This is a genomic window from Micromonospora sp. NPDC005172 (genome assembly GCF_040608555.1).
Classification (GTDB): Bacteria; Actinomycetota; Actinomycetes; order Mycobacteriales; family Micromonosporaceae; genus Micromonospora.
Genome location: NZ_JBEXIL010000007.1, coordinates 23,552 through 39,511, shown reverse-complemented (window position 1 = coordinate 39,511; position 15,960 = coordinate 23,552). Strand labels below are relative to the sequence as shown.

General features: G+C 71.3%; 14 protein-coding genes. 5 read left to right on the top strand and 9 right to left on the bottom strand.

What is annotated here, in order from left to right; translation table 11 throughout:
* Positions 1 to 73: 73 nt before the first annotated feature.
* From ABZV06_RS06725 to ABZV06_RS06695, 7 genes are all read right to left on the bottom strand, one after another.
* Complete coding sequence (locus ABZV06_RS06725) at positions 74 to 754, bottom strand: response regulator (protein WP_355235089.1); 681 nt, start codon at positions 752 to 754, stop codon at positions 74 to 76.
* Entirely contained in the window at positions 751 to 3,303 is a 2,553-nt protein-coding gene (locus ABZV06_RS06720; RefSeq protein WP_355619225.1) for a DUF4118 domain-containing protein, read from the bottom strand. The genes ABZV06_RS06725 and ABZV06_RS06720 overlap by 4 nt, the downstream gene beginning before the upstream one ends.
* Positions 3,304 to 3,374: 71 nt before the next feature.
* Entirely contained in the window at positions 3,375 to 4,256 is an 882-nt protein-coding gene (locus ABZV06_RS06715) for a potassium-transporting ATPase subunit C (protein WP_355619222.1), read from the bottom strand.
* Positions 4,256 to 6,439: a potassium-transporting ATPase subunit KdpB gene (gene kdpB / locus ABZV06_RS06710; RefSeq protein ID WP_355619219.1), complete on the bottom strand. Its 2,184-nt coding sequence runs from the start codon at positions 6,437 to 6,439 to the stop codon at positions 4,256 to 4,258. Before kdpB ends, ABZV06_RS06715 begins: the two co-directional genes overlap by 1 nt.
* 20 nt (positions 6,440 to 6,459) lie before the next feature.
* The gene (gene kdpA, locus ABZV06_RS06705) at positions 6,460 to 8,115 is read right to left on the bottom strand and encodes a potassium-transporting ATPase subunit KdpA (protein ID WP_355235100.1); all 1,656 of its coding nucleotides are present in this window, start codon (positions 8,113 to 8,115) and stop codon (positions 6,460 to 6,462) included.
* Entirely contained in the window at positions 8,115 to 8,204 is a 90-nt protein-coding gene (gene kdpF / locus ABZV06_RS06700; RefSeq protein WP_355235104.1) for a K(+)-transporting ATPase subunit F, read from the bottom strand. The genes kdpA and kdpF overlap by 1 nt, the downstream gene beginning before the upstream one ends.
* A 461-nt stretch (positions 8,205 to 8,665) precedes the next feature.
* On the bottom strand, positions 8,666 to 9,706 hold the full coding sequence (locus ABZV06_RS06695) for an SAM-dependent methyltransferase (RefSeq protein WP_355235107.1): 1,041 nt from the start codon (positions 9,704 to 9,706) through the stop codon (positions 8,666 to 8,668).
* Between the two features lie 72 nt (positions 9,707 to 9,778).
* Between ABZV06_RS06695 and ABZV06_RS06690 the strand changes: the two genes are divergently transcribed.
* Entirely contained in the window at positions 9,779 to 10,606 is an 828-nt protein-coding gene (locus tag ABZV06_RS06690) for a zf-HC2 domain-containing protein (RefSeq protein ID WP_355619414.1), read from the top strand.
* 17 nt (positions 10,607 to 10,623) lie between these two features.
* Here the strand turns inward: ABZV06_RS06690 and ABZV06_RS06685 are convergent, their stop codons facing one another.
* Positions 10,624 to 11,268 (bottom strand): TetR/AcrR family transcriptional regulator, encoded by a 645-nt coding sequence (locus ABZV06_RS06685; RefSeq protein ID WP_355235110.1) that lies wholly within the window; start codon positions 11,266 to 11,268, stop codon positions 10,624 to 10,626.
* A 237-nt stretch (positions 11,269 to 11,505) separates the two neighbouring features.
* Here ABZV06_RS06685 and ABZV06_RS06680 point away from each other — a divergent pair, with 237 nt between their 5' ends.
* On the top strand, positions 11,506 to 12,660 hold the full coding sequence (locus ABZV06_RS06680; RefSeq protein ID WP_355235113.1) for a peptidoglycan recognition family protein: 1,155 nt from the start codon (positions 11,506 to 11,508) through the stop codon (positions 12,658 to 12,660).
* Positions 12,661 to 12,754: 94 nt separating this feature from the next.
* Here ABZV06_RS06680 and ABZV06_RS06675 read toward each other — a convergent pair whose 3' ends face one another.
* Entirely contained in the window at positions 12,755 to 13,012 is a 258-nt protein-coding gene (locus tag ABZV06_RS06675; RefSeq protein WP_355619217.1) for a hypothetical protein, read from the bottom strand.
* A gap of 134 nt (positions 13,013 to 13,146) precedes the next feature.
* Between ABZV06_RS06675 and ABZV06_RS06670 the strand changes: the two genes are divergently transcribed.
* The 3 genes from ABZV06_RS06670 (at position 13,147) to ABZV06_RS06660 (ending at position 15,953) form a co-directional block, all read left to right on the top strand.
* A complete protein-coding gene (locus ABZV06_RS06670) occupies positions 13,147 to 13,362 on the top strand; it encodes a hypothetical protein (RefSeq protein WP_355235119.1) in 216 nt (71 codons plus the stop codon).
* Between the two features lie 292 nt (positions 13,363 to 13,654).
* Complete coding sequence (locus ABZV06_RS06665; protein WP_355619214.1) at positions 13,655 to 14,815, top strand: acyl-CoA dehydrogenase family protein; 1,161 nt, start codon at positions 13,655 to 13,657, stop codon at positions 14,813 to 14,815.
* A complete protein-coding gene (locus tag ABZV06_RS06660; RefSeq protein WP_355619211.1) occupies positions 14,805 to 15,953 on the top strand; it encodes a CaiB/BaiF CoA-transferase family protein in 1,149 nt (382 codons plus the stop codon). The genes ABZV06_RS06665 and ABZV06_RS06660 overlap by 11 nt, the downstream gene beginning before the upstream one ends.
* The last annotated feature ends 7 nt before the right edge of the window (positions 15,954 to 15,960 follow it).

The window sequence follows — 15,960 nt, the reverse complement described above, 5'->3', positions numbered from 1 at the left end:
GGACGGTTACAGAAGCACGCCGCTGCCGCTGCGGTACGAGATTCTTCAATCTCTTCCGGCGGGTGTCAACAGGTCAGGGGCGGTAGCGGTAGCCCATTCCCGGCTCGGTGATGAGGTGGCGGGGGCGGGCCGGGTCGTCCTCCAACTTGCGCCGGAGCTGGGCCAGGTACTGCCGCAGGTAGTTGGTCTCGTTCTGGTACTCCGGCCCCCACACCTCCTGGAGGAGCTGGCGCTGGCTGACCAGCTTGCCGGGGTGGCGCAGCAGCTTCTCCAGCACGCTCCACTGCGTGGGGGTCAGCTTGACCTCGGTGGCGTCGTCGCGCCACACGCGGTGGTCGGCCAGGTCGACGGTGTGCCGCCCGATTCGTAGCGCCGGCACGGCCTCGCTGGGCGCGCCGAGCCGCCGGGTCACCGCGCGGATGCGGGCCAACAGCTCCTCCACGCCGAACGGCTTGGTGACGTAGTCGTCGGCACCCGCGTCGAGCGCGGCGACCTTGTCCTCGCTGCCCGCCCGCCCGGAGAGCACGATGATCGGCACGCTGGTCCACCCACGCAGGCCCCGGATCACCTCCACGCCGTCGATGTCGGGCAGGCCGAGGTCGAGGACCACCAGGTCGGGCGGGTGGCTGGCGGCTGCCTTCAACGCGGCGGCCCCGGTGTCGGCGACGTCCACGTCGTACCGGCGGGCGCGCAGGTTGATCCGCAGCGCCCGCAGGATCTGCGGTTCGTCGTCGACGACCAGGATGCGCGTCATTCCTGCGGCTCCTCCGGGCTGGTCTGCGCGGCGGCGGGCAGCCGCAGCACCATGGTGAGCCCACCACCGGGGGTGGTCTCCGGGGTGATGCTGCCACCCATCGCCTCGGCCAACCCTCGGGACAGGGCGAGCCCGAGGCCGACGCCGGTCTGGTTGTCCCGGTCACCGAGGCGCTGGAACGGCAGGAAGACGTGCTCCCACTTGTCTTCCGGGATGCCCGGCCCTCGGTCGATGACCCGCAGCTCCACCTGGCCGGCGTGCGCGCTGGCGGTGATCGTGGGCGGCTGGTCGGGCGGGCTGTAGCGCAACGCGTTCGCGATGACGTTGACCAGCACGCGTTCCAGCAGGCCCGGGTCGGCGGTCGCGGCCGGCAGGTCGGCCGGGATGTCCGTCGCGACGGTCGCGGCCGCGGGGCCAAGCTCGTCCAGAGCCAGGGGTACGGCGTCCTCCAGGCCGATGGCGGTCGACGTGATGCCCAGTGCGCCGGCCTGGAGGCGGCTCATGTCCAGCAGGTTCGCGACCAGCCGGGCGAGGCGGTCCAGTGACTCCTCGGCGGTCTCCAGCAACTCCTCGCGGTCGGCCTCGTCGAACTCGATGTCGTGACTGCGCAGGCTGGTCACCGCCGCCTTCGCCGACGCCAGCGGCGTACGCAGATCGTGGCTGACCGCCGCGAGCAGTGCGGTGCGCATCCGGTCGGCCTCGGCGAGCGGCCGGGCGGTGGCGGCCTCCTCGGCGAGCCGTTCCTGGCGTAGCGCGACGGCGGCCTGGGCGGCGAACGCCTCGACGATCCGCCGGTCGGCGGCCTCCAACCGCCGGCCGCTGAGCACGACGGTGATCCGCTCGTCGACGGGTACCGCCGTCTCGCCGTCGTCGGGCGTGCAGGCCGGCTGCTCGCCGACGCTGGCCACGACGCACCAGGCGTGCTCCTCGCGGGCCCGCTCGGGGCGGCCGCTGGCCTCCTCGGCCAGCTCCAGCAGGCTCACCGCGCGCAGTCCGAAGGTCTCCCGGAGCTGGTCCAGCAGGGCGGGCAGCGGGCGTTCGCCGCGCAGCACGCCGCCGGCGACGGCGGCGAGGGTCTGCGCGTCGGCGGCGGCACGCGCGGCCTCGCGGGTACGCCGGGCGGCCACGTCGACGATCCAGCTCACCGCGAGAGCCACCCCGACGAAGACGGCCAGGGCGAGCAGGTTGTCGGCCTCGGCGATGGTGAGCGTCCGGTACGGCGGGGTGAAGAACCAGTTGAGCAGCAGCGAACCGCCGAGCGCGGCGACCAGCGCCGGCCACACCCCGCCGACCAGCGCGACCCCGACCACCCCGGCGAGGAACAGCAGGATGTCGTTGGTGAGGGTCAGGTCGGGCAGCGCCTTGAGCAGCAGCGTGAGCAGGGACATGCCGAGCACCGCCAGGCCGAAGCCGAGCAGTCGACGACGGCGGGACAGCGCCGCCGGCACGGCCGCCGCCCGCCGGCCCTTGCCGGCCTGCTTGTGAGTGACCAGGTGTACGTCGATCGAGCCGGAGAGCGCGGTGGTGGTCACCCCGACGCCCCGGGCGAAGATCTGCGCGAGGCGACCCCGCCGACTCGCGCCGAGCACGAGTTGGGTGGCGTTCACGCCCTGGGCGAAGTCGAGCAGCGCGGACGGCACGTCGGTGCCGAGCACCTGGTGGTACGTGCCTCCCAGGCTCTCCACGAGCACGCGTTGGCGGGCGAGCTGGGCCGGGTCGGCGCCGGCCAGGCCGTCGCTGCGGGCCACGTGCACGGCGAGCAGGTCGGCACCCTTGCTGCGGGCGGCGATCCGGGCCGCCCGGCGGATCAGCGTCTCGCCCTCCGGGCCGCCGGTCAACGCGACCACGACGCGTTCCCGGGCCTCCCAGGTGGCGGCGATGCCCTGCTGGCTGCGGTACCTGTCGAGCTGCTCGTCGACCTTGTCGGCCAGCCAGAGCAGCGCCAGTTCGCGCAGCGCGGTGAGGTTGCCGACGCGGAAGTAGTTGCCGAGCGCGGCGTCGATCTTGTCGGGTCGGTAGATGTTGCCGTGCGCCATCCGCCGGCGCAGCGCCTCCGGGGTCATGTCGACGAGCTCGACCTGCTCGGCGGCGCGGACGATCTCGTCCGGCACGGTCTCCCGCTGGGTGGTGCCGGTGATCTGGGCGACGACGTCGTTCACGGATTCCAGGTGCTGCACGTTGACCGTGGACAGCACGTCGATCCCCGCGTCCAGCAACTCCTGGACGTCCTGCCAGCGCTTGTCGTGCCGGGCGCCGGGCACGTTGCTGTGAGCCAGCTCGTCGACGACCACGATCTCCGGACGGCGGGCCAGCACCGCGTCCACGTCCATCTCGGTGAACTCGACGCCCCGGTAGGTCATCGCCCGACGGGGCACCTGCTCCAGGTCGCCGATCATCGCGGCGGTGTGCTGGCGGCCGTGGGTCTCCACGAAACCGATCACCACGTCGGTGCCGCGCGCAGCCCGCCGCTGGGCCTCCTCCAACATGGCGTACGTCTTGCCGACGCCGGGAGCAGCCCCGAGATAGATGCGTAGTTCTCCGCGTGGCACGGGAACCATCCTCCCTGGTCAGAGTGGCGGGCGGGGCCGCGCCGGTCGGCACGGCCCCGCCCACGGGACGCTCAGCGCGCGGCGAACTGCCTGTCGAGGGCGACGTTGAGTTCCAGCACGTTCACGCCGGGCTCGCCCATGAAGCCGAGCCCCCGCCCATCGGTGTGCTCGTCGATGAGCCTGCGGACCGCCGCCGGGTCCGCGCCACGCTCCCGCGCAACCCGGTTGACCTGCAACTCGGCGTACGCCGGGCTGATCTGCGGGTCGAGGCCGCTGGCGCTGGAGGTGACCGCGTCGCCGGGCACGGCCGGATCGGCCGGCGCGTCACCCCGGATCGGGGTGACCACCCCGCCGGCCGCCACGTAGTCCTCGCCCGGCTTGGCCAGCTCCACCGCGACCCCCTGGTACGAGGTGACGAACGGTGTCGCCGGGGCGACCTGGTTGACGCTGACCACCCGGGTGACCGGGCCGGTCAGACCGTCGGCGCGGAAGACGGCGAGCACGGCGCCCACCCCGTCGTCGGTGCAGTAGGGCCGCCGCCCGTCGACGCCGTTCAGCTCGCCGACGGCCTTGCTGCGCCCGCAGACCTGGGTGAGCAAGCTCGCGCTGGACTCCTCCGGGTCGGTGGCGATGGTGTCGACCACGCTCTCCGGCCCGAGGTTGCTGGCCGAGGTGGACGTCGGGTCGTAGCCGTCACCGGCGGCCGACGGGCGGGACTGGAAGTAGCGCGGGACGGGGTTGCCGTCCGCGTCGGTGAAGGACTGGCCGATCAGCGAGCTGCCGACGGTGGTGCCGCCCACGCTGATCAGCGAGCCGTCGGCCTTGTGATCGAGGCCGGGCAGGTGACCGAGAGCGACCAGGGCCAGTGGGTAGACCAGGCCGAGCAGCACCGTGAAGACGAGCAGTGCGCGCAGGGCGGCGAGGTGTTGGGCGATCCAGGTGGGTAGGCGCATCACGAAATCCCCGGGACGAACTGGATGAGCAGGTCGATGAGCTTGATCCCGATGAACGGCACGATGATGCCGCCCAGGCCGTAGACCAGCAGGTTGCGGCTGAGCAGCTTCGACGCGGCGGCCGGCCGGTACCGCACGCCGCGCAGGGCGAGCGGGATCAGCGCGATGATCACCAGGGCGTTGAAGATGACGGCGGACAGGATCGCCGACTCCGGGCTGGCCAGCCGCATGACGTTCAGCGCGTCCAGGCTCGGGTAGAGGCCGGCGAACATGGCCGGGATGATCGCGAAGTACTTCGCGATGTCGTTGGAGATGCTGAACGTGGTCAGCGCTCCCCGGGTGATCAGCAACTGCTTGCCGATCTCTACGATCTCGATGAGCTTGGTCGGGTCGGAGTCGAGGTCGACCATGTTGCCGGCCTCCTTGGCGGCCGACGTACCGGTGTTCATGGCGACCCCGACGTCGGCCTGTGCGAGCGCCGGCGCGTCGTTGGTGCCGTCACCGGTCATGGCGACCAGCCGGCCACCCTCCTGCTCCCGCTTGATCAGCGCAAGCTTGTCCTCCGGCGTCGCCTCGGCCAGGAAGTCGTCCACCCCGGCCTCGTCGGCGATGGCCTTCGCGGTACGCGGGTTGTCACCGGTGATCATCACGGTCCGGATGCCCATCCGGCGCATCTCGTCGAACCGCTCGCGCATACCGGACTTGACCACGTCCTTGAGGTGGATGACGCCCAGAGCGCGGGCGGGTTCACCGTCGACGTGCTCCGCGACGACCAGCGGGGTGCCGCCGGTGCCGCTGATCGCGTCCACGATCTCGCCGACCTGCTCGGTGGGGTGGCCGCCGTTCTCGCGTACCCATTTCATGACCGCCGCGGCGGCGCCCTTGCGGACCCGACGGCCGGTGCCCGACGCGCCGCCGTCGACGCTGGCGTCCGGGGTCAGGTCGACGCCGCTCATCCGGGTCTGCGCGGTGAACGGTACGAAGGTGGCGTGCGGCATGACGCCGGGCTCGCGTTCGCGCAGTCCGAACTCGTTCTTCGCCAGCACGACCACCGAGCGCCCCTCCGGGGTCTCGTCGGCCAGGCTGGAGAGCTGCGCTGCGTCGGCCACTGTCGCGGCGTCGACGCCCTCGACCGGTACGAACTCGGCGGCCTGCCGGTTGCCCAGCGTGATGGTGCCGGTCTTGTCCAGCAGCAGGGTGTTGACGTCGCCGGCCGCCTCGACGGCCCGACCGCTCATCGCCAGCACGTTGCGTTGGACCAGGCGGTCCATGCCGGCGATGCCGATGGCCGACAGCAGCGCGCCGATGGTGGTGGGGATCAGGCAGACCAGCAGCGAGACCAGTACGACGCCGGTCACACCGGCGCCGGTGATCGCGCCGCTGTCCGGAGCCGCGGCCTGGTACGCCTTCGAGAAGATCGCCAACGGCTGGAGGGTGACCACGGCCAGTAGGAAGATGACCGTGAGCGCGGCGAGCAGGATGTTCAGCGCGATCTCGTTCGGCGTCTTCTGCCGGTTGGCGCCCTCGACCAGGGCGATCATCCGGTCGATGAAGCTCTCCCCCGGCTTCTGGGTGATCTTCACGATGATCCGGTCGGACAGCACCTTCGTGCCACCGGTGACCGCGCTGCGGTCGCCGCCGGACTCTCGGATGACCGGGGCCGACTCGCCGGTGATGGCCGACTCGTCCACGCTGGCGATGCCCTCGACGATGTCGCCGTCGCCCGGGATGATCCCGCCCGCCTCGATGAGCACGACGTCGCCCTGGCGCAACTCCGGCGCGGGCACCGCCTCGTCGCGGTAGGTGTTGGCCCGCGCGCCGGGCTTCCAGTCGATCAGCCGGGTGGCGATGGTGTCCTTCTTCGCCTGCCGCAGCGTCGCGGCCTGGGCCTTGCCCCGGCCCTCGGCGACCGCCTCGGCCAGGTTGGCGAAGATCACTGTCAACCACAGCCAGACGGTGATCGCCCAGGCGAACACCGACGGGTCGGCCACCGCCAGCACGGTGGTGAAGGCCGCGCCGACCTCGACGATCAACATCACCGGGTTGCGCCACATCGTGGCCGGGTTGAGCTTGCGGACGGCGTCCGGCAGGGACCGGAGCAGTTGCGTGGGGTCGAGCAGGCCTCCGCCGATCCGGTTGCCCTGGTCGGTTCCGGTGGCGGGTTGCCCGGATGTCACGGACATGTCCTCGTTCCTCATGGTGGTCACAGCCCCTCCGCCAGCGGGCCGAGCGCGAGCGCGGGCAGGAAGGTCAGCGCGACGAGGACCACGGTGACGCCGACGACCATCCCGATGAACAGCGGTTTGTGGGTCGGCAGGGTGCCCTCGGACGCGGGGGTGGGTGCCTGGCGGGCCAGCGAGCCGGCCAGCGCGAGCACGAAGATGAGCGGCAGGAAGCGGCCCAGCAGCATGCACAGCGCCGTCGCGGTGTCCCACCAGGTGGTGTTGACGGTGATGCCGCCGAAGGCGGAGCCGTTGTTGTTGCTGGCCGAGGTGAACGCGTACAGCACCTCGGAGAGGCCGTGCGGGCCGACGTTGAGCGCCGTCGAGTTGTTGCCGGTGGCGAACGCGGCCGCCGTACCGACGAGCACCAGGATCGGCGTGATCAGGAAGTAGAGCGAGGCGAACTTGATCTCCCGCGAGCCGATCTTCTTGCCCAGGTACTCGGGAGTGCGACCGACCATCAGCCCGGCCACGAAGACCGTGATCACCGCGAGGATCAGCAGACCGTAGAGGCCGGAACCGGTCCCGCCGGGCGCGACCTCGCCGAGCATCATGTTGACCATCGTCATCATGCCGCCGAGCGAGGTGAACGAGTCGTGGAACGAGTTCACCGCGCCGGTCGAGGTGAGCGTGGTGGCGGCGGCGAAGGTTGCCGAGTTCGACACGTCGAACCGCACCTCCTTGCCTTCCAACGCCGCGCCGACGGCCTGCGGGACCGTGCCGTGGCCGGCCAGCTCGAAGACGTTGGTGATGGCGACGCTGAGGAACGCGAGAATGCCCATCACCGCGGCGATGGCGTAGCCCTGCCGGTTCTGCCCGACCATCCGGCCGAAGACCCGGGGCAGGCTGAACGGGATCAGGAAGATCAGGAAGATCTGGAGCCAGTTCGTCCACGTCGTGGGGTTCTCGAACGGGTGGGCGCTGTTGACGTTGTAGAACCCGCCGCCGTTGGTGCCCAACTCCTTGATCACTTCCTGGCTGGCAACCGGGCCGCCGGTGACGGTCTGGGCGCCGCCGGTCAGGGTGCTCACGTCGGTGCCGGCGGAGAGGTTCTGCACCACCCCGCCGATCATCAGCGCGATCGCGCCGAGCACCGCGATCGGCACCAGGATGCGCAGCGTGATCCGGATCAGGTCGACCCAGAAGTTGCCGAGCTGCCCGGTGCGACTGCGGGCGAAGCCGCGGACCAGCGCGACCGCCACCGCGATGCCGACCGCCGCCGAGACGAAGTTCTGCACGGCCAGACCGGCCATCTGCACGAGGTGACCCATCGTCGACTCGCCCGAGTACGACTGCCAGTTCGTGTTCGTCACGAACGACACGGCCGTGTTCCACGCGCCGTGCGGCACCACCGGGTCGAAGCCCAGCGACAGCCACAGGTGGTTCTGCACCCGCTGGAACAGGTACAGGAACAGGATCGAGACGGCCGAGAACGCCAGCACGCTGCGGGCGTACACGCCCCAGGTCTGCTCGGCGGTCGGGTTGACCCCGACGAGGCGGTAGATACCCCGCTCGACGCGCGACTGCCTCGTCCCGGAAACCGCCCGGAACATGTAGTCGCCGAACGGCTTGTAGACGGCCACCAGGGCCGCCACCAGCGTCAGCACGAAGATGACGCCCGCTGTTGTCATGGTCATCAGAAGCGCTCCGGAAACAGCAGGGCGAACACCAGGAACGCGCCCAGGACGATCGCGAGCACCAGACCAACCGCGTTTGTCGCGTTCACAGCTTCTCCACCGCCCGGACCACCAGGGCGAGCACTGCGAACAGCGCCACCGTGAGGACCACGAACACCACGTCAGACACGCTGACTCCTCTTACCGGAAAGGTTCGTCGCGACCGCCTTCCGGTCGCGCCGGGCAAGCAAAGCCCGCGTGCCCACCGGGCGACAGGGGTCATAACGCGACCGTGACGGGGGTGCGCGTTTTCTTGACGTGGTTTTCACGCGCGCGCCTGATCAGGTGAAATGCGGCACAGAAGCGCGGAGGCCGAGGGGGCCGAGGGGTGGGTGTCCGTCCTTTGCTCTGCTTCAGCCCAGGAGACAGTGGGGCTTCGAAACTGTTGCGTCGGTTGAAGCAGAGCAAAGGGGCCGGGGGGAGGGTGGCCGCGGGCGGCCAGGCCCCCGGTGCGCGGGGGTCGGGCCGGGGGAGGGTGGGGCGGGGCCGGAAAAGCCCGGCGCGCGGCGGGTCAGGCCGGGCGGCGGGCCACCAGCACGTCGCGCATGATCGACTGGTCGACCCGGTGCCGCAGCGCGCGGTAGGGCTCGTCGTCGACCACGGTCAGGCCGGCGTCGGCCAGTGCGGCCGCCGCGTCGTCCCGGCTCGCGACATGGGTGTTCCACGAGATGCCGAGCGCGCCGCCGGGGCGCAGCAACCGGGCCCAGACCGGCGCGGCGTCCGCGAGCAGCGCCAGCGGATCACGCGACAAGCCCTTGTCGGCGGTACGACTGCCGTGCTGTACGCCGTACGGCGCGTCGGCGACCACCACGTCGACGGTCTCCGGGCGGAAGAACTCACCGGCCCGGGTGGTGTCGGCGTTCACCACGTCCAGCAACTGCGTGCGGCCCGCCTTGTGCTCCTCGCGGGTCGGGGCCAGCTCGATGCGTACCCGCCGGCCGACCACCTTGCGCTCGCGCCGCACCGGTCCCGACTCCAGCACCCGGTGCTTGACGCGCTTCTGCTTCAGCCAGGTGGTGACGAACGCCCGGTACGCCTCGACGTCCTTCTGATCGCGCTCGATGCCAGCCGCGTCGAAGCCGTACATCAGCGCCTGGTTGAGGGTGGTGCCCCGACCGCACAGCGGGTCGAGCACGCGGAACCGACGGTCGGTCAGCTCGCCGGCCCAGTCCGACGCGAGCAGGGTGACGTTGAGCAGCAGCTTGGTGAACTGCTCGTTGGTCTTGCCCGCGTACTTCTGGATGGTGAGCAGGTCGTCGTCGTAGCGGTCCAGCCGGCTCCAGTCGACCGGGCGCAGCAGGTCTCCGACGATCTCGAACAGCGCGTACCCGGCGGAGAGATTGCCCAGGACGGCCAGGTCCCGTTCGGTCAGCCCGTCGCCGGCGAACGTGACGTACGTCGCGCCACCGACGACCTCGGTGTCCAGCTCGTCGATCCGGCCGTCGAGCGCCGACCGGCCGAAGATCTCCAGCTCGGCCCGGGTGAGGTCGATGGCGGAGCGGGCGTACACCCGGTTGGTGGCGGGCAGGATCAGCAGGCCGTAGCGCGTCATGATCGGGCGAGTATTCCACAACGGGTGACGGTCGCCGGGAACCGGAGCGGTCTGCGGACCGACTACCCACACATGGGGTGTGAGCAGTGGCGGGAGGTCCTGTCCGCGCAGTTGGACGGGGAAGAGACCGCCGTCGAACGGGCGGCGGCGCAGGGGCACCTGGACGAGTGCGCCCAGTGCCGGGCGTGGTTCGCGACGGCGGCGGCGGTAACGCGCCGCGTTCGTACCCGATTGGTCACCGATGTCCCCGACCGGACCGACGCGATCCTGGCCGCCCTCGGCGGCGCTGCCGCTGCCGGCGGGGTCGCCGACACCGGTGACACGCCTGCGGCCCGACGGTCGCGGTGGCGGCCCCACCTGCCCGGACGCGGCGCCCTGGTGCTCGGGCTGCGCGCGGCGCTCGGGCTGCTCGGCGCGGTTCAACTGGTGCTCGGCCTGGCCCAGGTGGGCCGGGGGGCGACCGCCGAGCACCTGCACGCCTCCGGCCAGCACCTGTGGCACGAGTCGGCCGCCTGGAACGTGGCGGTCGGGGCCGGCTTCCTCTTCGTGGCGGTTCGTCGCAGCCCGCCAGCGGGGCTCCTGCCGATGCTCAGCGCGTTCGTCGGCACCCTGCTGCTGCTCTCGGTCAACGACCTGGCCACCGGCTCGGTCAGCGGGGAACGACTGGTCAGCCACGGTTTCCTGGTGGTCGGCTACCTGGTCACCGTGCTGCTGTCCCGCCCGGGGCTGCGTCCCGGCGGACCCGCCCCGCAGCGGCAACCGGCGCCGTCGCGCTGGCAGTTCGGCGCGGACGAGGCCGAGCGGCCCCTGCGGGTGGTCAACTCCGGGGCGTACCCGGCGCAGGCCGCCGACCGTCACGCCGCCCCGGCGGCGCGGGCCGGCGACCGTCGGGCGGCCTGAGTCGGGGTACGACCTGGTCAGTCACGCCCGTGTCCCGCGTCGTCTCCGGCGATGACCTGCGGGATGACCTGTTCGACGATGGTCAGCAGCGTGGTGGTGAGCAGCAGGTGTACCTGGGCGCGGGTCAGCGCGCCCCGCTGAAGCCACTCCCGGGCCGTCGACGTCGCCAGCCCGCAGTACGCCCGGACCATCCCCCGCAATTCCTCGTGGTCCTCGGCTTCGTCGGCCAGCCCGACGGCGACGAGCATCCGGTCCGCCGCGACCTCCTCGGCCTCGGCGAGCACCCGCTCCACGTCGGCGTCGCCACCCATGCCCCGTGCGGTGACGGCCGCCAGCCAGGACGTGCTGTGCCGGGACACCACGTCGAGGAACCACGAGACGCTGGCGTCGACCCGCGTCCGCAGGTCGCCCTTGGGCAGCCGTTCGAGGGCGACCTCCGGGATCGTCACCATGACCCGGACGACCTCCAGATAGAGGTCCTTCTTGGTGCCGAAGTAGTGGTTCACCAGCCCTCGGGCGACGCCCGCCTCCCGGGCCACATCGGTGGTCGACACGTCGGCGTACGGCCGCTCGCCGAACAGCCGGACCGCACAGGCCAGGATCTGGCCGCGCCGGGCGTCCGGCTCCAGCCGGCGACGGCGAGGAGCGGTCTCGACACTCATCTGCCCGACCCTAGCGGCAACCTCCAGGCCGGCCCCCGCCCTCGCACTGATCACGTGGAGTAATCAATTGACGCGACTCTCCATTGCTAATCAACCAATCGTCCAGAGTGCCGCTTTAGCCTGAGTAACGCCCCATCCTGGCTGTGTGCCCGAAAGGGTCCGCCAGGGCACCACGGCCCGGGCCGACGGCCGACATGCCGGCTGGACCCCTGGAGCATCGAGCAAGGGAGCACGATTGTGGTTTCTCGACGTCGAGTCCTCTACGGCGCAGCCGGCGCGGCGGTGGGCCTGTCGACCGCCGGCACGTTCGCCGGGTCGGCGGCGGCCGCACCGTCCACCGCCACCGAAGTGACGTCGCCGCTGGCCGCCCCGCGCGGGCGACTGATGAGCAGGACCGTGGTGACCTCACCGGCCATCCCGCTGACCCACCTGTCCATCAGGCACGGCGGCCCCTCGGCGGCGGTGCGCCTGCGTACCGGCACGGTGTGGAGCGACTGGCTGGAGCTGAACGCGTGCCAGAACGGCCGCGACGGCGGCCGGGCCTCGGCCCGCTCGAACGTCGTGGTCGCCAACGGCGCCACCGCGTACGAGGTCCAGGTCGCCGACGGCTCCGACGCCACCGTGGCCGAACTGAACATGGTCGACGGGCCCCGGCGGACTGTTGCGAACCCGCAGACGAACAGCCTTCCGGTTCCGCGAGGTGGCCGAAAGCCGACGTACCTGCCCCGAGCCCGCTGGGGCGCTGACGAGTCGCTCCGCTTCGCCGACGACGGCAGCGAACTCTGGCCGGCCGAGTTCTTTCCCGTGCAGACGCTGACGGTCCACCACAGCGGCGTGTACGAGCACAACGAGGACCCGGACCCGGCCGCGACGGTCCGGGCCATCTACTACGACCAGTGCGTCCTGCAGGAGTTCGGCGACATCGGCTACCACCTGCTGATCGACGAGGCGGGACGGATCTACGAGGGCAAGTACTCCGACCCCGGCCCCCTCCCGGTGTACGGTCCGGGCCTCGGCAGCGACGGTCGACCGCTCATGGTCAACGCGGCGCACGTCGGTGGCTACAACGCCGGCAACATCGGCATCTGCCTGCTGGGCCGGTTCACGTCCCGCCAGCCCAGCGCAGCGGCGCACCGGTCGCTGGTGTTCGTCCTGGCGGGTCTCGCCGCCGCCGGCCGGCTCGCCCCCGGCGCGCGGACCAACTACGTCAACCCGGTCAGCGGGGCGAGTGGCAAGGTCGACGTCATCTCCGGTCACCGGGACTGGGCGACGATCGGGGCCGATCCGACCGAGTGCCCCGGCGACGCCTTCCACCCCTACCTCGGCACCCTCCGCCAGGAGGTCGCGGTGCTGCTGAGGCAGTTCCCGACCCCACCAAAGCACTCCCGATAGGTCGACGCCCGCAACAGGTCGACCCCTGGGCCCCACCGTCTCCGCTGGTCCCCTCCCGGCGGAGACGGTGGGGCCCAGTGCTCATCCAGGGTGATCATCGGAGCCCACGACGGCGGCGGACCACATGGCGGCCGAGGTGCCGCAGGTTGGACGTCTCGGAGTAGAGCGCCGCGTTGATCGCACCAACGGCGACTCCCGGCGCGCGCTGCACCCGGTCGACGTCCTGCACCACCCGGCCGATCAACGTCAGCCGACACCGCAGGTCGAACAACTCCCGCCGCGCGGAGTGCAACGCCGTCTCCAGTCCCCCGACCCGCTCCCGCAACCACGCCAACTCCGTCGCCTGATCCATCACGCCCACCTCTCGCTGGACCGCACGAACACGGCCCGATGCCTTCTCGGATCACGTTCACCCTCACCCATTCGAGAGGGCTGCGCAAGTAGGTAGACGCAATTCGGCATGCCTGATCGCCCTACCGTCAAGTAATGGGTGAAGTTCCGGGTCCGCTGGTCGGTCCGCACGAGCTGCAAGAGCTGCTCGGCGTGAGCCGGACCCGCATGCGCCAGCTCATCCGCTACCCGACCTTCCCCGCGCCGTTCCAGAGGCTGCACGGCACCACGGTCTGGCTGCGCGCTGACGTGGAGGCGTGGATCGCCGAGCACCGCCCGCCACGCCCCACCGACGGCGACGAGGCCGAGTAGCACCCCATCCAACGTGATCCACACGAGATCGCCGAGCTGGGCGTATCCGATCGCCTGGATACCGCCACATCGCCGACCCGGAGTGGATCACGCCGTGCAGGCGTCCACGAAGGTCGCCATGGAGGGTGGCTTGCGGGCACGATCCTCACCCAACCGGGCTGCGTGATTGACTCGGTTTCCGGGAAGGCGGGGTGTCCGGCTCGGGCGGATGGCCCGACTTCATGGAAGCGGAGTCGATCAAGGCGTTGCAGGCTTATTGACATGCCGCCAACAGGGCGCGAGGGTGATGGACATGTCCACGCCCGCTGGCTCCCCCTCGCCCTGGCACGAATCGGAGCACGACGACCTGGCCGAGCTGGCCCGCACCTTCTTCACCAGGGAGGTGCTGCCGCACAGCGACCGCCTGCTGGCGCAGGGGCATCCGGACCGCGAGCACTACCGGCGCGCCGGTGAGCTGGGGCTGCTCGGCCTGTCCGTCCCGCAGGAGTACGGCGGCGGGGGCGGCGGCTTCACCCACGAGGCCGTCGTGCTGCACGAGCAGGCGTACGCCGGGGAGGGCAGCCTCGGGTTGGCCGTGCACAGTGGAATCGTCACCGGCTACCTCCTGACGTACGGCAGCGAGGAGCAGAAGCGGCGGTGGCTGCCCGGCCTGTGCAGCGGTGAGCTGGTGGGCGCGATCGCGATGACCGAGCCCGACGGCGGCTCGGATCTTCAGGCGATGCGGACCAGGGCGGTCCGCGACGGGGACGACTACCTGGTCAGCGGCGCGAAGACGTTCATCACCAACGGCGGCCTGGCCGACCTGGTGATAGTGGCGGTCAAGACCGACCCCGAGCAGCGGGCCTCGGGCATCTCCCTGCTGGTCTGCGAGGTGGGCGGTGACCCCGCGGGGTTCCGTCGCGGCCGGCTGCTGTCCAAGATCGGGCTGCACGCCAACGACACCGCCGAGTTGTTCTTCGACGAGTTCCGGGTGCCGGCGGCCAACCTGCTCGGTGGCGCGGAAGGGCTGGGCTTCGTCCAGATGATGCAGCAGCTTCCGCAGGAGCGCCTTGTCATCGGCGTCGGTGCGGTGGCGGCCATGGAGCGGGCGGTCGAGCTGACCGTCGCGTACGCCAAGGAGCGCACCGCCTTCGGCAAGCCGCTGATGGGGCACCAGAACACCCGGATGGTGCTCGCGGAGTGCGCCACCCGCACCCGGGTCAGTCGGGTCTTCCTGGACGACTGCATCGTCCGGCACACCCGCGCCGACCTGGACCTGGCTACGGCGGCAATGGCGAAGTCGTGGCTCACCGACGGGCAGTGCGAGGTCGTCGACAGGTGCCTCCAGATCTTCGGCGGCTACGGCTACACGACGGAGTACCCGATCGCCCGGATGTACGCCGACGCCCGCGTGCAGAAGATCTACGGCGGCACCAACGAGATCATGAAGGAGTTGATCGCCCGTGCCCTCTGAGGCGTTTCCGCCCGGCGCGGACGGGTCGTCGCGGGGTGGGCCGTTGGCCGGCGTGCGGGTGATCGAGCTGGCCAGTCTCGCTCCGGCGCCGTTCGGCTGCATGGTGCTCGCCGACCTCGGTGCGGACGTGGTGCGGGTGGACCGGCCCGGCGGCCCGGGTGCCGGCCGGTTGGCCGCACCGAGCGGCGGCCCGTTGCAGCGCGGTCGGCGGCTCACGGCGCTGGACCTTAAGTCCCCGGCAGGTGTGGCGGACCTGCTGCGCCTCGTCGAGCGGGCGGACGTGCTCGTCGAGGCGTACCGGCCGGGGGTTGCCGAACGGCTCGGCTTCGGCCCGGACGTCTGCCGGAACCGCAACCCACGACTGGTGTACGCCCGCATGACCGGCTGGGGTCAGGACGGCCCGCTGGCCGCTCGGGCCGGGCACGACATCGACTACATCGCGCTCGCCGGGGCGCTGGAACCGATCGGCCGGGCGGGTGAGCGCCCGCACGCCCCGTTGAACCTGATCGGTGACTTCGCCGGCGGCGGCATGCTGCTGGCCGTGGGCGTGCTGGCCGCGCTGCTCGAACGGCAACGTTCGGGCCTCGGCCAGGTCGTCGACGCGGCCATGGTGGACGGTTCGGCGCTGCTCACCTCGTTCCTGCACGGGCTGCTCGGCACCGGCCTGTGGTCGGCTCCGCGCGGCCGGAACCTGCTCGACGGCGGCGCACCCTTCTACGACACGTACGCCACCGCCGACGGTGGTTTCGTGGCCGTCGGGGCGCTGGAACCAGCCTTCTACGCCGAACTGTTGACGGGTCTCGGCCTCGCCGACGCCGACCTGCCCGACCAGTACGACCCGCGCGGCTGGGACGAGCTGCGCAGGCGGTTTACCGAACGGTTCGCCGAGCGGACGCGGGACGAGTGGACGGCGGTCTTCGCCGACCTGGACGCCTGCGTCGCTCCGGTGCTCGCTCCCGGCGAGGCGCACCGGCACCCGCACAACATGGCCCGGGGGACGTTCGTCGAGGTGGACGGCGAGGTCCAGCCGGCACCGGCACCGCGCTTCGACCGTACGCCGACGGACCCACCGGTGCCGGCACCCGACCCGGAGCGGGACGTCGCACCTGTCGAGGAGATCCTGACCGCCTGGCGGTAGATCCACC